Here is a 20506-nt window from a genome sequence, read left to right as displayed (position 1 = left end):
GCCGCGTGAAGAGGGCTGTGGCGGTGGCGGAGGGGGCTATCGCCGACAGGCCGCACCCTCGCCTGGTGCCTGGCCAGGGCGGCGGGCGGCCGCGCTGATGCCGCGCAGGGGGCAGTCCCCGTCTGCCGGGGGAGTGCTCGGGGAGTGCTCAGTCGGGGCACTCGGCGATGGGGGCATCGGACGGCGAGGGCGTCGGCGGTGGGCGCGTTCGGCGGCCGGGCGCTGCCGGGCTCAGTGTCCAGCCAGCGACGCCCGGCGGATCGTGCTGTCGATCAAGGCGAGTGCGTCTGCGGCGGTGCGGCCGGGATGGCGGTTCCAGGGGCCGATCAGGTCGGTCCAGCCCTGCGATCGAAGCTCGGTGACGAGCCAGGCACCGGCGCGGTCGACGGTGTCGAGCGACCCGTAGCCGAGCCGGTGGGCGGTCAGCATGGCGCCGCAGAGGCAGCGCGCACCGCGGGCGTTGCGCAGACGGTAGGGGGCGTTCTGCCAGCCCCACTCGGTCAGTACCCGCCGCGCGTGGCCCAGATGGGTGGACGGACGGACATCGGGCTGACCGATGCGTCTCCACGCGTGGAGACGCTCGGGCAGCACAGCGCCGAGGCGTCCGGGGAGCGGCCGCTCGCGGGGCGGGCGTGCGGGCAAGGCCCGCAAGGAGTCCTCGACGAGCCGGTCGACGGGCACGGACAGCAGTTCCCGCCAGTCGGCAGGGTGCCCCGGCTGTGCCTCACCGCCCGGCAGGAGAGCGGCGGGAGCGGGTTCCCGGGCGGTGCGTTCCCAGCCTGTGACGATGCGCTGCCACGCGTCCGTGTCGTGGAGCAGGGAGGCCTGTGCGTCGAGCTGGTCAGGGGTGACCTGAGCGGTGTCCATCGGCACGACAACTCCGTACATTCCGTCCTCAGTGATGAGGCGAATGTCCGTCGCTCGTGCCGATTGCTCCACCGGAGAGCAGCGTTCGGGTGGGCCGGAGAGTCATTCGGCCCTGGGCGCGGCCGCCATCGGGGCCCAGGACCGTTCCCGTCAGGGAGTGACAGGAAGCCCGGCCGCGCGCCACGCCTGGAAGCCGCCGGTCAGGTCCGTGGCCCGGTGCAGTCCCAGCTGACGCAGGGAAGCGACCGCCAGGCTCGAGGCGTAGCCCTCGTTGCAGATCACCACGACCCGCAGATCGTGGCTCACCGCCTGCGCGGCGCGGTGGCTGCCCTGCGGATCGAGCCGCCACTCCAGCTCGTTGCGCTCCACGACCAGAGCCCCGGGGATCAGGCCGTCCTTCTCGCGCAGTGCCGCGTAGCGGATGTCGACCAGCAGCGCCCCTTCCGCGGCGGCGGCTGCGGCCTCCTCGGGGCCGACCCGCTCGTAGCGGGCCCGCACCCGGTCGAGGAGTACGTCGATGCCGACAGGGGGCCGGCAGCCCTGGTCCCCGCCGCTCACTGCCAGTCCTCCGGGCGTTCGGTCTGCTCCAGACGCAGCACCGCTCCCGTGCGGCTGTAGCGGCGGATCTGCGGCAGCGGCGGGTAGTAGGCGTGCACCGACACGGCGTGCTCCTGGCCGGACTCGTTGAGCACCTCGTGGACGTGGTGCCGGCCGAAAGCCCTGCCCTGGCCGGTCGCCAGGAGGCGGGCCCGGTCGACGCCCTCGCTCAGTTCGAGTGTCTTCCAGCCGTCGGTGGGCAGCCGCGCGGCCAGCGAGTACTCCTTGAGGGCACCCGCGGCGACGGTGAACGCGCCCGTCGACTCTGCGTGGTCGTGCCAGCCGGTGCCCGTCCCGGGCGGCCAGCTGATCAGCCACGCCTCGCTGCCACCGGGGCCCTCGAGGCGGAGCCAGGTGCGCCCCTCTGGATCGAGCGGGAGCGAGGCGACGAGGGCGGTGTCCTGCGCGGTACGGCGGACGAAGTCGAGCAGCTCCGCAGCGGTCGGGGCGTCCGAGCTGACGGCGGCCGGGCTGACGGCGGCCGGGGCCGGCAGGTCCGTGTCGACGGCGGACGCGGGCGTGGGCAGGGAAGGGAGGGATGCAGACACAGGGACCGTCCTGGGAAGTTCGCGTGGGAGCACAGCCGCGGGGGATGCAGCAAGCCGTGCGGGGAGAGGCGATTCAGCAGGACGGGCGACACACGCAGCCCGCGTAGCGGACGAGGTCCATATGGACCCTCCGCCACAGGCGCACATCGGTGTCGGTCATGAGCTGGAGTACACCATGTGCGCCTGTGGCGGTCAATTGACGTCCGCGGTCCGGTCGGAGTCCGCAGTGGGACGCGCCTCGTCCCCCCGTGCGCCGTCCGCGCCGCCCCCGCGCGCCGTGTCGGCCGCTGCGAAGAGCTCGGCGGGCCGCACCCCGCTGAAGGCCGCCACGAGATGCCCGTCGGGCCTGACCAGCAACACCGTATGGGCCGTCGCCCCCGGGTAGCTCTCGGTCACCAGCAGCTCGGCCTTCGCGGGGAGGGCGTCCACCGCGTCCACGAGCCGTGGCATGACACCGGCGGTCAGCCAGTGCCGCCTGTCCCACACCCCGGTGCCGGGTGCGACCAGGATCACCAGCAGGTGTCCCAGGCCCAGCCGGTCCCGCAGCCGCACCGTCTTCCCGTCGGGCGCGGTCACCCGCACATCGGTGACCGGGGTGCCGGGTGCGGTCCCCACCGTGGCGTGGGCCTCGGCGCGTTGAGGCGAAAGGGGGGAGTGCGTGTACGAAGGGGGTGCGCCCAGGGGACCGCATCCCAGATGGCCGTCGGCCAGCAGGGTGTCGTGCCCGCGGGCGGCGCCGGACACGAGCGTCCGGAGTCCCGCGCCGCCACGCAGTATCGGCAGCGACTGATCGGCGGCGCGCAGCCGGGAGGCGACGGCGGCCCTGCGCTCGGCCTGGTAGCTGTCGAGCAGGAGCTCGGAGGCGCTCTGGTGCCAGGCCTGCGCCAGCTTCCAGGCGAGGTTCTCGGCGTCCCGCAGCCCCTCGTCGAGGCCCTGGGTGCCGAGGGCGCCCAGCAGGTGTGCGGCGTCCCCGGCGAGGAACGCGCGCCCGGACCGCCAGCGCCTGGCCAGCCGGTGGTGCAGGGTGTACACACCGGTGTCCAGCAGTTCGTAGGGCGGTGTCTCACCGCACCATCCCGCGAGGGTGTCGCGGATACGGGTGATCAGGGCGTCCGGGGTGACGAGTTCGCCGCGTGGCGGAAGGAGCCAGTCCAGTCGCCAGACGCCGTCGGGCAGCGGCCGGGCGGTGACCTCCGAACCACCCGAACGCCAGGGCGGCGACCGGTGCAGCACGGCCTCGCCCGGCCAGGGCAGCTCGGCGCGGAGCGCGGCGACCGCATGCCGTTCGACCGCCGTACGGCCTGGGAACCTGATGTCCAGCAGCTTGCGCACGGTGGATCGCGCACCGTCGCAGCCCACCAGGTAACTCCCGCGCCACCAGGTCGAACCGGGCCCCCGGGTGTGCACCGTGACACCGTGCTGGTCCTGCTCCAGGGTGTCGATCCTGCTGAACGGCACCATGGTGACCAGGTCCTGCGCGGCGACCGCTGCCCGCAGCCCTCCGGCGAGCGCGTGCTGGGGCAGATGCACGGGCGAGGGCAGCGGAACGGTGCCCTCCTCCTCGCCCAGCGGCACGGCCCGCACCAGTTGCTTACGCCGCACCGACCGCCAGCCGGTCCACCGCAGCCCCTCGTCGTGGAGCGCCGAACAGCCGAGCCGTGCCACCAGGTCCGCCGTGTCCTCGCGCAGCACGACGGTGCGAGCGGGGCGTGGTTCGTCGCTGCCCGGTCCCTCGTCGAGCAGGACGGAGGGGACGCCCTGGGCCGCGAGTGCGAGCGACAGCGCCAGACCTACCGGCCCGGCGCCGACGACGATCACCGGGTCCACGGTGTGATCCCTCCGGTGCTGATCGTCGAGGTCGCAGAGGCCGTGGGGTAGTAAGGGGGTGCGGAGGCGGTGGTTCGGGGCGCGATCACAGAACGAATGCAACCCACTGCCGGAGCTTGCGTCAAGCGACAGCGGGGCGGGGCCGTCGCGTTGCCGCCCCACGCAACCCATGCAGCTCCCGCGCCCGTGTGGCCGCCCCAGCGGTCAGAGCGCCGCGCCCGGAGTGCCGCCGCACCGGAAGTACGGCCCAAGAACGCGAACAGCCCGCCGGGGATACCGGCGGGCTGCCGTGAACGGGAGGGCGAACCACGCGTCACCCGTTGTGGCAGATACGGGCGTTCGGTCCGTCAGTCTGTCTTGCTGATGCCCTTGTTCGTGTCGGGGTCGCCCTCGGCGTGGGGCCCGGCGAGGCTCCCGGCCGGAAGGACCTCCGGTGTCTCGGCGGCCGCCGCCATCGTGATGCCGGTCTTGGCGCGTCGCCCACGCTTCTCGATCCAGGTGGCGAGCGCAGACAGGAGCAGACACATCGCCACATAGATCGTGCCGATGACCGCGATGGTCGAGACGTACGGGTACTGGGAGTTGACCTGTGTGTTGGAGGCGATCAGACGCGCGGTCTGGAGCAGCTCCGGGTACAGGATGATGAAGCCGAGCGAGGTGTCCTTGAGGGTCACCACCAGCTGACTGATGATCGTCGGCAGCATCGCGCGGACCGCCTGCGGCATCAGCACGCTGAGCATGACCTGGGTCTTGCTCATCCCCAGGGCGTATGCCGCTTCGCTCTGCCCCTTGGGTACGGAGTTGATGCCCGCGCGCAGCACCTCGGCCTGGACGCAGCCGTTGTAGACCGACAGTCCGAGTGCCAGGGCCCACATCGAGTAGTCGGTGAGGAAGCCGACCCAGATGGCGTAGATGGTGATCAGCAGAGGGATCGAGCGGAAGAGCTCGATGAAGGTGGTGGCCAGCCAGCGGACCGGCTTGTGGTCGGAGAGCCGCCCGACGGCGAGCAGGACCCCGAGGATCAGTGAGCCGACCGCCGCCAGACCGAAGGCCTTGAGCGTGGCGAGCACGGCGTCGGCAATGTTCTGCCGGATGCCCGCGTAGTTGAAGATGTCCCACATCTCGGGGGCGAGATGCCCCTTGTCGGACAGCCGCATCACGCTGACGGCGATCAGGGCCAGGATGGCGAGGCTGCCGGCCACGGCGTAGATCCGGTTGCGGACAGCGGCCTTGGGACCCGGGGCGTCGTAGAGAACGCTGGCACTCATCGGGCGACCTCCATACGGCGCTCGAGCAGCCGGAAGAGACCGCTGATGGCAAACGTGACGACCAGGTAGCCGAGGGCCACCCAGATGAAGACGGGCGTGATCTCGTAGCCCCGGTCACTCATGAGCTTCTGCCACCCGAAGAGCTCGGTGACGCTGAAGGCACCGGCGATCGCCGAGTTCTTCGTGAGTGCGATGAAGATGCTGCTCAGCGGTGGGATGACGGACCTGGTCGCCTGGGGCAGAACCACGATCCGCAGGGTCTGGGCGAACGTCATTCCGATGGAGCGCGCGGCCTCGGCCTGCCCCAGGGGAACGGTGTTGATGCCCGACCTGACCGCCTCGCACACGAAGGAGGAGGTGTAGAAGCCGAGTGCCAGCGAGCCGAGCAGGAACGAACTCATGCCCGGGAAGAGGATCTCCGGCACCACGAAGAAGAAGATCAGGAAGAGAAGCGTCAGCGGGGTGTTGCGCAACAGGGTCACCCAGGCGGTGCCGAAGTAGCGCAGCGGCGGCACGGGTGACACCCGGCAGCCGGCTATTGCGACGCCCAGCACCAGAGCGATTACCGAGCTGATGGCGGTGATCGACAAGGTGCCTATGAAGCCGTCGCGGAATTCCGGGAAATTATCGAGCAATACGTTCATGGGGTCTCCGCGTCGGCGGTCAGCGGCAGCAGGGCAGGGGAAGGGGCGCCCCGTAGGCCGCTGTGCACAGTGACAGCGGCCTGCGGGACGCCTCGCTCACGCGATTGGCGTCAGTGAAAGGAGCTGGCGGGGAGTCGGTGACGAGACGTCAGCGACGGAGCCGCGTCAGTACCTCTCGATGGCCGGCGGCTCGACGTAGTCCGAACCCGACAGACCCAGGGTGGCCTCGTAGATCTTCTTGTACGTGCCGTCCTGGACGTGGGTCTCCAGCGACTTGTTGATCGCCTCGCGGAGTGCCTTGTCGTCCTTGTTCAGACCGATGCCGTAGGGCTCTTCGGTGAACGGCTTGCCGACGACCTTGAGCTTGCCGGAGTTGGCGGCGGCGTAACCCTTGAGGATCGAGTCGTCGGTGGTGACGGCGTCGACCTGCTTGGTGAGGAGCTGCTGCACGCAGTCCGAGTACTTGGCCAGTTCGACGACCTGCGCGCCGTACTCGGGCTTCTTGATCTCCTGGAGCGGGGTGGAACCCACGATCGAGCAGACCTTCTTGTCCTTCACCGCGTCCTTGCCGGTGATGGACGTCTCGTCCTTGCGCACCAGCAGGTCCGCACCGGCCTTGTAGTACGGCCCCGCGAAGCCGACCTGCTTCTTGCGCTCGTCGTTGATCGTGTACGTACCGACCAAGTAGTCCACCTGACCCTTGGCGATGGCCGTCTCGCGGATGCCGGAGTCGACGGTCTTCCACTCGATCTGCTTCTCGGAGAAGCCGAGATCGGCCGCGATCATCTTGGCGATCTCGATGTCGAAGCCGGAGCGCTCCTTGGTCGACTGGTCCTCGAAGCCGAGGTAGGGCTGGTCGGCCTTGGCGCCGATGACCAGCTTGCCGCGCTTCTTCGCGTCCTTGAAGGCCGTCGAGTCCAGGTCGACACCGGTCGCGACGGTGTACGTCGGGAGCTTGGGCGCCTCGGAGGAACCGGGCTTGACACCCGACGCCTTGTCTCCGGCGGAGCCCTCCTTGCCGCCACAGGCGGTCGCGGTCAGGGCGAGCACGGCGATGGCCGCAACGGCGGCCGACTTGCGGAGCTTCATGTGAACAATCCTCGTGTCGTAGGTCGTCGGTTCAGTGGTGAAGGATCTTCGACAGGAAGTCCTTGGCCCGGTCGCTGCGCGGATTACTGAAGAACTGGTCGGGAGTCGCCTCTTCGACGATCTTCCCGTCCGCCATGAAGACCACACGGTTGGCTGCCGAACGGGCAAAGCCCATCTCGTGGGTGACGACGACCATGGTCATCCCCTCCCGGGCCAACTGCTGCATGACCTCGAGCACTTCGTTGATCATCTCCGGGTCGAGCGCCGAAGTGGGCTCGTCGAAGAGCATGACCTTGGGGTCCATCGCCAGCGCGCGGGCGATCGCGACGCGCTGCTGCTGGCCGCCGGAGAGCTGCGCCGGATACTTGTCCGCCTGCACGCCGACCCCCACGCGGTCGAGCAGGTTCCGGGCCTTCTCCTCGGCGACCTTCTTGTCCGTTCCGCGGACCTTGACCTGGCCCAGCATCACGTTCTCGAGCACCGTCTTGTGCGCGAAGAGATTGAACGACTGGAAGACCATGCCGACATCGGCACGCAGCCTTGCGAGCTCCTTGCCCTCCTGGGGCAGTGGCTTGCCGTCGATCGAGATCGCGCCCGAGTCGATCGTCTCCAAGCGGTTGATCGTGCGGCACAGCGTGGACTTCCCGGACCCGGAGGGTCCGATGACTACGACGACCTCGCCGCTGGCGATGGTCAGGTCGATGTCCTGGAGCACATGCAGCGCGCCGAAGTGCTTGTTGACGTTGCTCAGTACGACAAGGTCGTCTCCCGCAGGTGCGGCATCCTCGGCGGCCTTGGTCACTGAAACTCCGCTCATCGGCTTTTTGCTCCGTCCTCCTCGGTTAGGGAAGGACCCTAGTGACGCAGTGCTACCAGCGTCATTACATCTGAGCGGAAATTGAGCATAACGATCAGGCCTCAACAGGACACTCCGTGTGAACGGGACGACACGGACTGCTCGGAGGCGTACCGGGTGCATAACGGAAACCTGGTGGCAACGGGGAGGGACTTGACTGGGGTACCGGTCATCGGCGTGGATGCCCTGGTACGGGGACGATGTGAATCGCCGCTGTGCGGGAAGCTTCGCCGAGCGGAACGCCGGTGGACCGTCACGCACGGTTCCCTGTCGTCGCAAGGAACGTCGCAAGCCATGTCGCGAGCAACGTCGCAAGGAACAGCGCGAGGCGCATCGCGAGGCACAGGATGAACGCATGAGGCGGAGAGGGGGGCCATGAGACTGCTGCTCGTGGAGGACGACAACCACGTCGCGGCTGCTCTGGCCGCCGTGCTCTCACGCCACGGCTTCCGGGTCGTGCACGCCCGCAGTGGCGAGGAGGCCCTGCAGGCACTGCTGCCGGCGGAGAAGGAGAAGGAGCCCTTCGGGGTCGTACTGCTCGATCTCGGGCTGCCCGATCAGGACGGTTACGAGGTGTGCGGGAAGATCCGCAAACGCTCGGCGATCCCGGTGATCATGGTGACCGCGCGGTCCGACGTCCGCTCGCGTATCCACGGCCTCAATCTCGGGGCCGACGACTACGTCGTGAAGCCGTACGACACCGGTGAGCTCCTGGCCAGGATCCACGCCGTCGCCCGGCGCAGGACGGCAGGCGAGGACACCGGGGCGACCCCGCTCGCGGGCCTGCAGTTCGGCCCGGTCCACATCGAGCTGCCCACCCGCCGGGTCATCATCGACGGCCAGGAGGTCCAGCTCACCCGCAAGGAGTTCGACCTGCTCGCGCTGCTCGCCCAGCGTCCCGGTGTGGTCTTCCGCCGGGAGCAGATCATCAGCGAGGTCTGGCGGACGAGCTGGGAGGGGACGGGACGCACCCTGGAGGTGCACGTCGCTTCGCTGCGCTCCAAGCTGCGGCTGCCCGCACTGGTCGAGACCGTACGAGGGGTCGGCTACCGGCTCGTCCCACCGTCGGCCTGAGGACCTCCACTCCCCGTGCGCACCCGCCTGCTCCCCCTGCTCATCGTCCTGATGGCCGCCGTGCTGCTGGCCCTCGGGTTCCCGCTGGCCGTCAGTGTGGCCGCCGCGGAACAGCAGCGGGTCGTCATCGACCGGATCGACGACACCGCACGCTTCGGCGCGCTGGCCCAGTTCGTCGACGAACCCCTCGGGGGCACCGAGGAGCGGCAGCGGATCCTGCAGACCGAGCTCGAGGCGTACGACTCCGTGTACGGAATACGGGCCGGAGTGTTCTACCGGGACGACACGGCGCTCGCCAAAGCCCCGGCATCCTGGTCCCTGCCCGCCGAGGGGGAGGGCCGGGAGGCCTTCGCCGAAGCTCTCCTGGGCCGGCGCTCCCACGACCCGCCCCAGGTCTGGCCCTGGCAGAGCAACCGGATCGCCGTGGCCTCCCCGGTCGTACGCGACGGCGACGTGGTCGCCGTCGTCGTGACCGACTCGCCCACCGGCGACATGCGGTCCCGGACACTGCGGGGCTGGCTTCTCATCGCCCTCGGCGAGGCCGTGGCCATGCTGGTGGCGCTCGGCGCCGCGTTCCGCCTCACCGGATGGGTACTGCTGCCCGTACGGGTCCTGGACGCGGCCACCCACGACATCGCGAGCGGCAGGATGAGGTCACGGGTCGCCGCGTCCGGCGGGCCCCCGGAGCTCCAGCGCCTGGCCCGGTCGTTCAACGAGATGGCCGACAACGTCGAGGACGTGCTGGAGCAGCAGCGCGCCTTCGTCGCCGACGCCTCGCACCAGTTGCGCAACCCGCTGGCCGCGCTGCTGCTCAGGATCGAGCTCCTCGCACTCGAACTCCCCGAGGGCAACGAGGAGATCGCCTCGGTCCGCACCGAGGGCAAGCGCCTCGCCCAGGTCCTCGACGACCTGCTGGACCTGGCGCTGGCCGAGCACACGGAAGCGGATCTCCAGCTCACGGACATCGCCGCGCTCACCGGCGAACGGGTCGCCGCATGGCGTCCGCTGGCCCGGGAGAAGGGCGTACGCCTGACGCTGGACGGGGCGCCGGCGGTGACCGGCTGGGCGGATCCGATCGCTCTGTCCAGCGCGCTGGACGCGGTCATCGACAACGCGCTGAAGTTCACCCCGGAGGGCCAGGAGGTCCGGGTCACGGCGGGATCCGACGGTGACGGGGCCACGGTCGTCGTCGCGGACCGGGGGCCCGGCCTCACCGAGCAGGAACTGGAGCGCGTCGGCGACCGCTTCTGGCGCAGCGGCCGGCATCAGAACATCAAGGGATCCGGTCTCGGACTCTCCATCTCGCGTGCCCTGCTCGCAGCCGGCGGCGGATCGATCCGCTACGACCCGCACGAGCCGCACGGACTGCGGGTGACGGTCACCGTGCCCCGGAACCCTCCGCACGCGTGAGCCCCGCGCCGAGGCGTCAGGGCTTGGCCGAGCGGTAGTAGCGACTGGCGCCCTCGTGCAGCGGCAGCGGATCGGTGTAGATCGCCGTCCGCAGATCCACCAGCTGGGCGGAGTGCACCTCGCGGCCGATCCGGTCCCGGCTGTCGATCACGGTCCGCGTGAACGCCTCGGTCATCAGCGGATCCGTACGGTCCGTGGTGATCAGCAGATTGGAGACCGCGACCGTCGGAACGGCCTCACCCTGCTGTGCGCGCGGATAGGCGTCGGCCGGCATCACGGCCGAGCGGTAGTAGCGCGTGGATCCGCCGGCCGCCTGGAGCTCGGTGACCAGCGCCTCCTCCAGGGGGACCAGCCGGATCGCGAACTTCTCCGAGAGGTCCTGCACCGCCCCGGTCGGCAGCCCGCCGGACCAGAAGAAGGCGTCCAGCCGGCCGTCCGTCAGCCTCTCCGGCATCGTGTCGATCCCGGCCTGGACGGGCGTGATGTCCGCAGCCGGATCGAGGCCCGCCGCCCTCATCAGCCGGTCCGCCACGAGAAGTACCCCCGACCCCTTCTGGCCCACGCCGACCCGCTTGCCCCGCAGATCGGAGACCTTACGGATGTCTGAGCCGCGGGGCACGATCAGCTGGACGTAGTCGTCGTACAGCCGTACGCAGCCGCGCAGTCGCCCGGCCCCCGGTTTCCCGCTCTGCAGGTAGGTGGCGACGGCGTCGGCGGTGGCGACGGTGAAGTCGGCCGTCCCCTTCGCCACCCGTTCGATGTTCTGCTGGGAGCCCTCGCTGGTCCGCAGCCTTATCGACACCTTGGGCATGTCCTTGGCCAGTGCGCCCTCGAGCCGCTGCCCGTAGCGCTGGTAGACCCCGCTCCGCACGCCGGTGGAGAACGTGAGCGAACCGCTCGGCTCCTCCTCCCCGATGGGGAGCACCCACCACAGCAGCAGTCCGAGCACGACCACGAAGGCGGCGCACCCCTGAAGGGTGCGTCGCCGGCCGAACCGGGACAGTGCGTGCAGCATGGCGCGATCCTGCCAGGCCGTGCCCCGTCCTGGCCAGGCCGGATCCGGGGCACGGGCTCCGGCGGCGGAGGAGGAGCCGTCACCGCCTACCCTTGTCCCATGACCAGCGGCAACCGGAGCGAAGCAGTGGACGTCCAGAAGAGCTACGAGGTACGCACTTACGGGTGCCAGATGAACGTCCACGACTCCGAACGCTTGTCGGGTCTGCTGGAGGACGCCGGATACGTGCGCGCCCCGGACGGCTCCGACGGTGACGCGGACGTCGTGGTCTTCAACACCTGCGCGGTGCGCGAGAACGCCGACAACAAGCTCTACGGCAACCTCGGCCGTCTCGCCCCCATGAAGACGAAGCGCCCCGGGATGCAGATCGCCGTCGGCGGATGTCTGGCCCAGAAGGACCGCGACACCATCGTGCGCCGGGCCCCCTGGGTGGACGTCGTCTTCGGTACGCACAACATCGGCAAGCTGCCGGTTCTCCTGGAGCGTGCCCGGGTCCAGGAGGAGGCGCAGGTCGAGATCGCCGAGTCCCTCGAGGCGTTCCCCTCGACGCTGCCCACCCGCCGCGAGTCCGCGTACGCCGCGTGGGTGTCGATCTCCGTCGGCTGCAACAACACCTGCACCTTCTGCATCGTCCCGGCTCTGCGCGGCAAGGAGAAGGACCGCCGCACCGGCGACATCCTGGCCGAGATCGAGGCCCTCGTCGCCGAGGGCGTCAGCGAGATCACCCTGCTCGGCCAGAACGTCAACGCCTACGGTTCCGACATCGGCGACCGTGAGGCCTTCTCCAAGCTGCTGCGGGCGTGCGGCGCGATCGAGGGCCTGGAGCGCGTCCGCTTCACCTCGCCCCACCCGCGCGACTTCACCGACGACGTGATCGCGGCGATGGCCGAGACACCGAACGTGATGCCCCAGCTGCACATGCCGATGCAGTCCGGCTCGGACACGATCCTCAAGGCCATGCGCCGCTCGTACCGGCAGGAGCGTTTCCTCGGGATCATCGAGAAGGTGCGTGCCGCCATGCCGGACGCCGCCATCTCCACCGACATCATCGTCGGCTTCCCGGGGGAGACCGAGGAGGACTTCGAGCAGACCATGCACGCCGTGCGCGAGGCCCGCTTCGCGAACGCCTTCACCTTCCAGTACTCCAAGCGCCCCGGGACCCCCGCTGCCGAGATGGAGGGACAGATCCCCAAGGAGGTCGTCCAGGAGCGCTACATGCGACTGTCCGCCCTCCAGGAGGCGATCTCCTGGGGGGAGAACAAGAAGCAGGTCGGCCGCACCCTGGAGGTCATGGTCGCGGAGGGCGAGGGCCGCAAGGACGGTGCCACGCACAGGCTCTCCGGCCGCGCTCCCGACAACCGCCTGGTCCACTTCACCAAGCCGTCCCAGGACGTCCGTCCCGGGGACGTGGTGACGGTCCGGATCACCTACGCCGCCCCGCACCACCTGCTCGCCGAGGGCGCGCCCCTGGGCGTCCGGCGCACCCGGTCGGGGGACGCCTGGGAGAAGCGCACCGCGGCTCCGGCAGCGCAGCCCGCCGGAGTGATGCTGGGCCTGCCCGGCATCGGCGCCCCCGCGCCGCTGCCCGCCGCCGCGGCACCGGGGTGCGGACTCGACTGAGTACGCTGACCGGCATGCTTGTCGCCGCCGCAGTCTGCCCCTGCCCGCCGCTGCTGGTCCCCGAGGTGGCCGCGGGGGCCGGGCCCGAGCTCGATGCCGCCAGGAACGCGTGCCTCGACGCACTGGGCGTGCTCGCCGCCGCGAAACCGGATCTGCTGATCGTGGCCGGGCCCGCGGGACCGGACGAACGCGGGCCGTTTCCCGCCGGCTCGGACGGTTCGTTCGAAGGGTTCGGCGTCGGGCTGACCGTGCGGCTGGGTGAGGCGTCCACCGGGTCCCCCGCACCGGAACGCCCGCTCCCGGCGTCCCTCGCCGTCGGCGCCTGGCTCCTCGAGCTGGCCCGGTGGAGCGGAGCCCCGGTCGAAGGGCTCGGCGTGGAGGAGCAGCTCGCCGCGGACAGCTGCCTGCGGTCCGGAGCGGGCCTCGCGGTCAGGGCGGAGCGGGTGGCGCTGCTGGTCATGGGCGACGGCAGTGCCTGTCGTACGGTCAAGGCGCCCGGCTATCTGGACGAGCGGGCGGCGGACTTCGACGCTGCTGCCGTCCGGGCGCTGGGCAGCGCGGACCTGGCGGCGCTGAGTGCCCTGGACGCCTCGCTGGCGTACGAGCTGAAGGCGGCGGGCCGGGCGCCCTGGCAGGTACTCGCGGGCGCGGCCCGGGGCGCCGGTCTCGGCGGGCAGCTGCTGTACGAGGGCGCCCCGTACGGCGTGGGCTACGCCGTCGCCGCCTGGTCGTGATACGCCCCGGGCCACTCACCGGACATGACTGAGGGCCGCGGAGCGACTGCGCTCCACGGCCCTCGGTTCTGCCGGGACAGGGTCAGGATGCGGGCGGCGGAGGTGGTGTGCCGCCCTCGTTCTTGTGGCCCAGGCGGTCGACCGCGTCCTTTGCCTTCTGCGTGCCGGACACGATCTTGTCGCTGTACTTGCCCTTGGTCTTTTGGTCGACCGTGCGGGCTGCCTTGTCGAGGCCCTGGTCGATCTTGCCCCCGTGCTGCTGCGCGAGGTCGCCGACCTTCTCCTTGGCCGGGGCCAGCTTGGCCTTCAGGTTGTCCAGGAAACCCATGGGTCACCTTCCGTGCTGGGGGACTGTGGTCACATTTTACTCGTCTGTGAGCAATCACGCGTCACTCGCCGTGTCCGTCCGCGCGGGGCGGCGGCGGAGGCACCCGTCGGCCGGAGCGGGAAGTCCCGGACCGACCGGACAGGGCGCTCGCTCAGCGTCTGCCGTTCGGGACGTGTCCGGAAGTTTGGGAGACTGTCCCCGTGAGAAGACCAGCTCCCACCCCCCGCGTCATCACCGTCGTCGGTCCCACGGCAGCCGGAAAGTCCGATCTGGGAGTGTTCCTCGCCCAGCAGCTCGGTGGCGAGGTCGTCAACGCCGACTCCATGCAGCTCTACCGCGGCATGGACATCGGCACCGCGAAGCTGACTCTTCCCGAGCGCGCCGGCGTGCCCCACCACCTGCTGGACATCTGGGACGTCACCGAGGCGGCGAGCGTCGCCGAGTACCAGCGGCTCGCCCGCGGTGAGATCGACCGACTGCTGGCCGAAGGACGGACGCCCGTCCTGGTGGGCGGTTCCGGTCTCTACGTGAAGGGCGCGATCGACGCCCTCGAGTTCCCGGGGACGGACCCGGACGTACGTGCCCGCCTCGAACAGGAGCTGACGGAACGTGGCTCCGGTGCCCTGCACGCCCGGCTCGCGACGGCCGACCCCGAGGCCGCCCGCGCCATCCTGGCGAGCAACGGGCGCCGTATCGTCCGCGCCCTGGAGGTCATCGAGATCACGGGCAAGCCCTTCACGGCCAACCTCCCGGGCGACGAAGCGGTCTACGACGCCCTGCAGATCGGGGTGGACGTCGAACGGCCGGAACTCGACGAACGGATCCGTACCCGCGTGGACCGGATGTGGGAAGCCGGACTCGTGGACGAGGTGCGCGACCTGGAGGCCACGGGACTGCGCGAAGGGCGCACCGCCTCGCGTGCGCTCGGCTACCAGCAGGTGCTCACGGTGCTCGCGGGGGAGTGCACCGAGGACGAGGCGCGCGTCGAGACGGTACGCGCCACCAAGCGCTTCGCGCGCAGACAGGACTCCTGGTTCCGGCGCGACCCGCGCGTCCGGTGGCTGAGCGGCGCAGAAGAACAGCGCGAAGAACTCCCGCACCGGGCGCTGGCGTTGGTCGAACGGGCGGTCACAGCCTGATCACGTGATGGCATCGGGAAGCTCCGCCCGTCATTTCGGCGGCCGGTGCCGTGCCATCATCGAGCGACGATCGACCAGTGGAGTCCGAGTATGGGAGGGCGCGTGGCGATGGAGGCCGGCCCTCGCGACACAGACCGGGACGTACCGGATGCGCGGCACGAAGCAGGACGTCTGAGCCCTGACGGGCCCGGCGAGCACGAGGCGACCGCGGAGGTCGAGGTCGAGCTCCGCCCCGCCCGTCGCATGCGGATCTGGCAGCTCGCACCGATCGTGGTGCTGGCGGCGGTGGGCTCCCTGATGTTCGCCTTCCCGCTCGCCTTCGAGTTCGGCGGCGGCGGTGCCGTGGTGGCGATGCTGGGGCTGCTCATCAGCTGCTGCGCCGCCGGCTGGGGAATGATGGCCGCGCGCCGCGTGGGCCATACCTGGCCCGGCCTGCCGGCCAGGGGACCGGGCGAACGCCCCGACTGGCGTGTGATCGCGCTCTACGTGGCCGTATGCGCCGTGCTTGTCGCCCTGGCCGTCTGGCGCGTGGCCCGCCTCCGCTGACACGCGCAGGGCGCCCCCTGGTGGCCCCGGTCCTGCGGGCGGCCGGCACGGCCTCGTACAGTTGATCCGTGAGCACTTCGCAGATCGCCTTCCTCAAGGGCCACGGCACAGAGAACGACTTCGTGATCGTTCCCGACCCGGACAACGCCCTCGACCTGCCGGTTTCCGTCGTCGCCCGGCTCTGCGACCGCCGGGCGGGCATCGGCGGCGACGGGCTGCTGCACGTCGTACGGTCCGCGGCACATCCCGACGCCGGAGGCATGGCGGACGAGGCCGAGTGGTTCATGGACTACCGCAACGCCGACGGCTCGGTCGCCGAGATGTGCGGCAACGGGGTGCGTGTGTTCGCCCACTACCTGCAGCGTGCCGGGTTCGTCACCGAGGGAGATCTGGCCGTCGCGACCCGGGGCGGGGTCAAGCGGGTGCACATCGCCGAGGACGGCGACATCACGGTCTCCATGGGGCGGGCGGTGCTGCCCGGCGCCGGGGTCACGGTCACCGTGGACGGCCGCACCTGGGACGCCCGGAACGTGAACATGGGCAATCCGCATGCCGTCGCGTTCGTCGAGGACCTGGACCACGCCGGAGACCTGTTCTCCGTACCGCCGTTCAGCCCGCAGTCCGTCTACCCGGACGGGGTCAACATCGAGTTCGTCGCGGACCGGGGCCCGGGGCACGTCGCCATGCGCGTCCACGAGCGCGGCTCCGGCGAGACCCGCTCCTGCGGCACGGGAGCCTGTGCCGTGGCCGTCGCCACCGCACGCAGGGACGGCGTGGACCCCGCGCTGACAGGGGCGCCGGCCACGTACACGGTGGATCTCCCCGGTGGCACCCTGGTCATCACCGAATACCCGGACGGCGGGGTCGACATGACGGGCCCCGCGGTCATCGTCGCCGAGGGTGTGATCGACTCCGCGTGGATCGAAACGATGATCGGTTAGACCTTCGCTCGAATGGGTGATCCGTTTCACGCTGGGCGAGAGCGGGACTGCGCCACGTGGTGGGGTCGATAGCATCAAGCACCGGCCCGGGGGTGTATCGGCACCCCTTCCCCGCCGGTCGACGTTGCCGGAGGTGCCCCATGAGCGCAGAGGCCGCCAATCCAGGTGCTCCCCTTCGCAAGCGCGGTCGCGCACGGATCGATCTGCGCAGGCTGGGCCGTGTCGCCCTGCTCGGGCCGGTCTCCCGTGACCGGCTCCCCGACGCCATCGGGCATGTGGCGGAGGCGCACCGCGCGCACTGTCCGGACGCCGATCTGACCGTTCTGAGCAGGGCGTACGTTCTCGCCGAGTCCTCCCATCGCGGTCAGATGCGCAAGAGCGGCGAGCCGTACATCACCCATCCGCTCGCGGTCACCCTGATCCTCGCCGAGCTCGGCGCGGGGACGACGACGCTGACGGCCTCTCTGCTCCACGACACGGTCGAGGACACCGAGGTGACGCTCGATCAGGTGCGGGAGGAGTTCGGCGACGAGGTCTGCTATCTCGTCGACGGCGTCACCAAACTCGAGAAGGTCGACTACGGAGCCGCCGCCGAGCCCGAGACGTTCCGGAAGATGCTCGTCGCCACCGGGAACGACGTCCGTGTCATGTCGATCAAACTGGCCGACCGGCTGCACAACATGCGGACCCTCGGCGTCATGCGCCCCGAGAAGCAGGCCAGGATCGCCAAGGTCACCCGCGACGTACTCATCCCGCTCGCCGAACGCCTCGGCGTGCAGGCGCTCAAGACGGAGCTCGAGGACCTCGTCTTCGCGATCCTGCACCCGGAGGAGTACGAGCGCACCCGCGCCCTGATCTCCGCCTGGGAGGATGCGCAGGACCCGCTCACGGAGATCGCCGACAGCGTCAGGTCCACTCTGCGTGAAGCCGGTATCAGCGCCGAAGTGCTCATCCGGCCGCGTCACTTCGTCTCGGTGCACCGGGTGAGGGGCAAACGCGGCGAGATGCGTGGCACCGACTTCGGGCGGCTGCTGGTGCTGGTCGGGGAGGACGCCGACTGCTACGCGGTCCTGGGTGAACTGCACACCTGTTTCACCCCGGTGATCTCCGAGTTCAAGGACTTCATCGCGGCCCCCAAGTTCAATCTCTACCAGTCGCTGCACACGGCGGTCGTCGGCCCCGAGGGTGCGGTCGCCGAAGTCCTCATCCGCACGCACCGCATGCACAAGGTCGCCGAGGCGGGCGTCGTCGCGCTCGGCAACCCCTACGCCCAGGACGCCACGACCGCCGCGCACCAGACCGAATCCTCTGACGGCGAGCGCGCCGACCCGACCAGGCCCGGCTGGCTCTCCCGCCTCCTGGACTGGCAGGAATCGGCGACCGACTCCGACACGTTCTGGGCCACGCTCCGCGCCGACCTCGCACAGGACCGCGAGATCACGGTGTTCCGCACCGACGGCGGGACGCTCGGGCTGCCGGCCGGCGCCAGTTGCGTCGACGCCGCCTACGCGCAGTACGGCGACGAGGCGCACGGCTGCATCGGAGCCCGCGTCAACGGCCGGCTCGCCACGCTCGGCACCGCACTGAACGACGGCGACACCGTGCAGTTGCTGCTGGCCCAGGACGCCTCGTCCGGCCCCTCCCCGGAGTGGCTCGACCACGCGCGCACCCCCGCCGCCCGGATCGCCATCACCACGTGGCTCGATGCCCATCCCGAGTGCGTGCAGGGACCCCACAGGGGCCGGCCCGACGCACCGAGGCCACCGGCCCAGCCCGCCGAGGACGCCCCGAGACCGCACGCCCGGCCGGCCGAGGACGCGCCGAACAGCCGGGCCGGAGCCGCCGGCCGGGCTCCCACCGTGGCCGTCGGCGCACCGGGCGCACCGGTGCGTCTGGCCGGCTGCTGCACCCCCGTCCCGCCCGACGGCATCACCGGGTTCACCGTGCGCGGCGGGGCGGTCACCGTGCACCGCGAGGAGTGCCCTGCGGTGGCCCGTATGCGGGAGGTCGGCCGGACAGCCGTCGAGGCCCGTTGGAACGATCCGGACGGCTGGAGCGGCACCGCCGACTGCAGGGTCACACTCGTCGCCGAGTCCTTCGGACGCCCCCGGCTCCTCGCCGATCTCACCGAGGCCATCGCGACAGCGGAAGCGGCCATCGTGTCCGCGACCGTCGAACCGCCCAGTGAGCAGCGCGTACGACACACCTACACACTGCAACTGCCGGATGCCGCAGGGCTGCCGGGCCTCATGCGGGCCATGCGCGACGTACCGGGCGTGTACGACGTGAGCCGGGCCCAGCAGCCCACCGCCACACGCTGACCACTGCCACAGGTCCCCTCCCTGCCCGCCCACGGCGTCCCCGTTCGGGTGGTGCGGCGCGCGCCACCCCCGCGTGGAGCGTGCGCACTGGTAGCCGTAGTCCATGCCGCTCACCTCCCGCCGACTGCGTGCCGCCCTGCTGGCCACCGCGTCGGTCACCCTCGTCGCCGCCACCCTGCCCGCACCCGAGCCGCTCGGCATCGGCGACCGCCTGTTCCCGCACCTCGGCAACCCCGGCTACGACGTCCTCTCGTACGACATCTCGCTCACCTACGGTGGCAGCAACGGCAAGCCCCTCGACGCCGTCACCACGATCGACGCGCGGGCCACCGAAACCCTGGAACGCATCAATCTCGACTTCGCCCGGGGCTCCGTCCGATCCGTCGAAGTCAACGGGCGGGAGTCGGAGTTCGCCACCGCGGGCGAGGACCTGGTCGTCGACGCGCCCTCCCGGATCCCGGCGGGGACGCCGGTGCGGGTCACCGTCCGGCACACGAGCGACCCCTCGGGGGACCAGGCCGACGGGGGCTGGGTCCCGACCGCCGACGGTCTCGCGATGGCGAACCAGGCCGACGCCGCACACCGGGTCTTCCCCGGCAACGACCACCCCGCGGACAAGGCGTACTTCACCTTCCGGGTGACCGCGCCGAAGGACCTCACGGTCGTGGCGGGCGGCCTTCCCGCCGGAAAGCGGGACCACGCGGGCACCACCACCTGGACCTACCGCACCGTGCACCCGATGGCGACGGAACTGGCCCAGGTGTCCATCGGGCGCTCCGCGGTCCTGCACCGCACCGGGCCGGGCGGACTGCCGGTCCGCGACGTCGTGCCCGTGGCCGACCGGGAGAAGCTCGAGCCCTGGCTGAAGAAGACCCCGGCGCAACTGGCGTGGATGGAGAAGCAGGTCGGCCCGTATCCGTTCGAGACGTACGGACTCCTGGTCGCGGACACCGAGACGGGCTTCGAGCTGGAGACCCAGACACTCTCGCTCTTCGAACGCTCCCTGTTCACCCGTACCGGATACCCGGAGTGGTACGTCGACTCGGTCATGGTGCACGAGCTCGCCCACCAGTGGTTCGGGAACAGCGTCTCCCCGCGGTCCTGGTCCGATCTGTGGCTCAACGAGGGACACGCGACCTGGTACGAGGCCCGCTACGCCGAGGAACACGCGCAGAAGCCGGTGGAGCGGCGCATGCGTGAGGCATACGCCCGCTCCGACGCGTGGCGCGCCGCCGGCGGGCCGCCCGCCGGCGGCGCGCCACGCACCCCCGACCACAAGATCAGCCTGTTCCGCCCCGTCGTGTACGACGGGAGCGCACTCGTCCTCTACGCCCTGCGCGAGGAGATCGGCGAGGCCGCGTTCGACCGCCTGGAGCGGACCTGGGTGCGTGTCCACCGGGACGGATCGGCGACCACCCGGCAGTTCACGGCCCTGGCGTCGCGGATCGCGGGGCGGGACCTGACGGCCTTCTTCGACGGGTGGCTGTACGGGAAGAAGACCCCGCCGATGCCGGGACACCCTGACTGGCGCAGCGGGACACCCGGGAACGCGGGGAAGAGCCCCGCGCGGACACCGAAACCCGAGTGACGAGCCCCACGGGGACATGCCACTATCGACGCGTCGGCACGGCAGCCGGCCGGTGGTTCTCCCCCATGGGAATCTTCCGGCTGTGTCACGCGTT

The 20506-nt window shown here is 70.6% G+C and carries 20 protein-coding genes; 9 read left to right on the top strand and 11 right to left on the bottom strand.

The annotated features are described in order from the left end of the window. Window positions 1-231 precede the first annotated feature (231 nt). From BFF76_RS14980 to BFF76_RS14945, 9 genes are all read right to left on the bottom strand, one after another. Window positions 232-867 carry a DUF6197 family protein gene (locus BFF76_RS14980; RefSeq protein WP_065848408.1) on the bottom strand — a complete coding sequence of 212 codons (636 nt, stop codon included), beginning with the start codon at window positions 865-867 and terminating at the stop codon, window positions 232-234. Window positions 868-1017: 150 nt separating this feature from the next. After that, complete coding sequence (locus tag BFF76_RS14975) at window positions 1018-1431, bottom strand: rhodanese-like domain-containing protein (protein ID WP_381822613.1); 414 nt, start codon at window positions 1429-1431, stop codon at window positions 1018-1020. After that, entirely contained in the window at window positions 1422-2012 is a 591-nt protein-coding gene (locus BFF76_RS14970) for a cupin domain-containing protein (protein ID WP_199831543.1), read from the bottom strand. Before BFF76_RS14970 ends, BFF76_RS14975 begins: the two co-directional genes overlap by 10 nt. Window positions 2013-2085: 73 nt before the next feature. Then, window positions 2086-2172: a putative leader peptide gene (locus BFF76_RS34560; RefSeq protein ID WP_311605579.1), complete on the bottom strand. Its 87-nt coding sequence runs from the start codon at window positions 2170-2172 to the stop codon at window positions 2086-2088. A 32-nt stretch (window positions 2173-2204) separates the two neighbouring features. After that, entirely contained in the window at window positions 2205-3839 is a 1635-nt protein-coding gene (locus BFF76_RS14965; protein ID WP_053929957.1) for an FAD-dependent monooxygenase, read from the bottom strand. Window positions 3840-4186: 347 nt separating this feature from the next. Continuing rightward, complete coding sequence (locus tag BFF76_RS14960) at window positions 4187-5107, bottom strand: amino acid ABC transporter permease (RefSeq protein ID WP_053929956.1); 921 nt, start codon at window positions 5105-5107, stop codon at window positions 4187-4189. After that, on the bottom strand, window positions 5104-5751 hold the full coding sequence (locus tag BFF76_RS14955; RefSeq protein WP_031099372.1) for an amino acid ABC transporter permease: 648 nt from the start codon (window positions 5749-5751) through the stop codon (window positions 5104-5106). The genes BFF76_RS14960 and BFF76_RS14955 overlap by 4 nt, the downstream gene beginning before the upstream one ends. Window positions 5752-5916: 165 nt before the next feature. Next, the gene (locus tag BFF76_RS14950) at window positions 5917-6840 is read right to left on the bottom strand and encodes a glutamate ABC transporter substrate-binding protein (RefSeq protein ID WP_031099373.1); all 924 of its coding nucleotides are present in this window, start codon (window positions 6838-6840) and stop codon (window positions 5917-5919) included. A 31-nt stretch (window positions 6841-6871) separates the two neighbouring features. After that, window positions 6872-7657: an amino acid ABC transporter ATP-binding protein gene (locus BFF76_RS14945; RefSeq protein ID WP_031099375.1), complete on the bottom strand. Its 786-nt coding sequence runs from the start codon at window positions 7655-7657 to the stop codon at window positions 6872-6874. 414 nt (window positions 7658-8071) lie between these two features. Between BFF76_RS14945 and BFF76_RS14940 the strand changes: the two genes are divergently transcribed. Continuing rightward, window positions 8072-8770, top strand: a complete 699-nt coding sequence (locus BFF76_RS14940) for a response regulator transcription factor (RefSeq protein ID WP_031099379.1) — start codon at window positions 8072-8074, stop codon at window positions 8768-8770. Between the two features lie 15 nt (window positions 8771-8785). After that, window positions 8786-10180, top strand: coding sequence for a sensor histidine kinase (locus BFF76_RS14935; protein WP_053929955.1), 1395 nt, complete (start codon window positions 8786-8788; stop codon window positions 10178-10180). Window positions 10181-10196: 16 nt separating this feature from the next. Here BFF76_RS14935 and BFF76_RS14930 read toward each other — a convergent pair whose 3' ends face one another. Then, entirely contained in the window at window positions 10197-11195 is a 999-nt protein-coding gene (locus tag BFF76_RS14930; RefSeq protein ID WP_031099382.1) for a TAXI family TRAP transporter solute-binding subunit, read from the bottom strand. A gap of 99 nt (window positions 11196-11294) precedes the next feature. On the opposite strand from BFF76_RS14930, the gene miaB reads away from it, so the two are divergent. Beyond that, a complete protein-coding gene (miaB, locus tag BFF76_RS14925) occupies window positions 11295-12815 on the top strand; it encodes a tRNA (N6-isopentenyl adenosine(37)-C2)-methylthiotransferase MiaB (RefSeq protein WP_065848407.1) in 1521 nt (506 codons plus the stop codon). 14 nt (window positions 12816-12829) lie between these two features. Continuing rightward, entirely contained in the window at window positions 12830-13549 is a 720-nt protein-coding gene (locus BFF76_RS14920; protein ID WP_053929954.1) for a class III extradiol dioxygenase subunit B-like domain-containing protein, read from the top strand. An 82-nt stretch (window positions 13550-13631) separates the two neighbouring features. Here BFF76_RS14920 and BFF76_RS14915 read toward each other — a convergent pair whose 3' ends face one another. Then, on the bottom strand, window positions 13632-13877 hold the full coding sequence (locus BFF76_RS14915) for an antitoxin (protein WP_031099388.1): 246 nt from the start codon (window positions 13875-13877) through the stop codon (window positions 13632-13634). 200 nt (window positions 13878-14077) lie between these two features. Here BFF76_RS14915 and miaA point away from each other — a divergent pair, with 200 nt between their 5' ends. The 5 genes from miaA to BFF76_RS14890 all read left to right on the top strand — a co-directional run bounded on the left by miaA (window position 14078) and on the right by BFF76_RS14890 (window position 20412). Continuing rightward, complete coding sequence (gene miaA, locus BFF76_RS14910; protein ID WP_053929953.1) at window positions 14078-15016, top strand: tRNA (adenosine(37)-N6)-dimethylallyltransferase MiaA; 939 nt, start codon at window positions 14078-14080, stop codon at window positions 15014-15016. A gap of 108 nt (window positions 15017-15124) precedes the next feature. Continuing rightward, window positions 15125-15562 carry a hypothetical protein gene (locus BFF76_RS14905; RefSeq protein WP_031099390.1) on the top strand — a complete coding sequence of 146 codons (438 nt, stop codon included), beginning with the start codon at window positions 15125-15127 and terminating at the stop codon, window positions 15560-15562. A 68-nt stretch (window positions 15563-15630) separates the two neighbouring features. Beyond that, a complete protein-coding gene (gene dapF, locus BFF76_RS14900) occupies window positions 15631-16503 on the top strand; it encodes a diaminopimelate epimerase (RefSeq protein ID WP_065848406.1) in 873 nt (290 codons plus the stop codon). A 140-nt stretch (window positions 16504-16643) separates the two neighbouring features. Further along, complete coding sequence (locus BFF76_RS14895) at window positions 16644-18824, top strand: RelA/SpoT family protein (RefSeq protein ID WP_065848405.1); 2181 nt, start codon at window positions 16644-16646, stop codon at window positions 18822-18824. Window positions 18825-18927: 103 nt separating this feature from the next. Further along, on the top strand, window positions 18928-20412 hold the full coding sequence (locus tag BFF76_RS14890) for a M1 family metallopeptidase (protein WP_065848404.1): 1485 nt from the start codon (window positions 18928-18930) through the stop codon (window positions 20410-20412). Window positions 20413-20506: the final 94 nt, after the last annotated feature.

Source organism: Streptomyces mutomycini, assembly GCF_001700505.1.
Lineage (GTDB): Bacteria > Actinomycetota > Actinomycetes > Streptomycetales > Streptomycetaceae > Streptomyces > Streptomyces mutomycini.
The sequence above is the reverse complement of the archived record's forward strand: the minus strand, read 5'-3'. Positions and strand labels throughout refer to the sequence as shown.

Excerpts from the sequence above, each read along its gene's own strand:
- BFF76_RS14955 (WP_031099372.1), bottom strand. The coding sequence starts at position 5,751 with ATGAACGTATTGCTCGATAATTTCCCGGAATTCCGCGACGGCTTCATA.
- miaB (WP_065848407.1), top strand. The coding sequence starts at position 11,295 with ATGACCAGCGGCAACCGGAGCGAAGCAGTGGACGTCCAGAAGAGCTAC.
- BFF76_RS14895 (WP_065848405.1), top strand. The coding sequence starts at position 16,644 with ATGAGCGCAGAGGCCGCCAATCCAGGTGCTCCCCTTCGCAAGCGCGGT.
- BFF76_RS14930 (WP_031099382.1), bottom strand. The coding sequence starts at position 11,195 with ATGCTGCACGCACTGTCCCGGTTCGGCCGGCGACGCACCCTTCAGGGG.
- BFF76_RS14905 (WP_031099390.1), top strand. The coding sequence starts at position 15,125 with ATGGAGGCCGGCCCTCGCGACACAGACCGGGACGTACCGGATGCGCGG.
- BFF76_RS14940 (WP_031099379.1), top strand. The coding sequence starts at position 8,072 with ATGAGACTGCTGCTCGTGGAGGACGACAACCACGTCGCGGCTGCTCTG.
- BFF76_RS14980 (WP_065848408.1), bottom strand. The coding sequence starts at position 867 with ATGGACACCGCTCAGGTCACCCCTGACCAGCTCGACGCACAGGCCTCC.
- BFF76_RS14960 (WP_053929956.1), bottom strand. The coding sequence starts at position 5,107 with ATGAGTGCCAGCGTTCTCTACGACGCCCCGGGTCCCAAGGCCGCTGTC.
- BFF76_RS14945 (WP_031099375.1), bottom strand. The coding sequence starts at position 7,657 with ATGAGCGGAGTTTCAGTGACCAAGGCCGCCGAGGATGCCGCACCTGCG.
- BFF76_RS14950 (WP_031099373.1), bottom strand. The coding sequence starts at position 6,840 with ATGAAGCTCCGCAAGTCGGCCGCCGTTGCGGCCATCGCCGTGCTCGCC.
- BFF76_RS14890 (WP_065848404.1), top strand. The coding sequence starts at position 18,928 with ATGCCGCTCACCTCCCGCCGACTGCGTGCCGCCCTGCTGGCCACCGCG.
- BFF76_RS14915 (WP_031099388.1), bottom strand. The coding sequence starts at position 13,877 with ATGGGTTTCCTGGACAACCTGAAGGCCAAGCTGGCCCCGGCCAAGGAG.
- BFF76_RS34560 (WP_311605579.1), bottom strand. The coding sequence starts at position 2,172 with ATGACCGACACCGATGTGCGCCTGTGGCGGAGGGTCCATATGGACCTC.
- BFF76_RS14920 (WP_053929954.1), top strand. The coding sequence starts at position 12,830 with ATGCTTGTCGCCGCCGCAGTCTGCCCCTGCCCGCCGCTGCTGGTCCCC.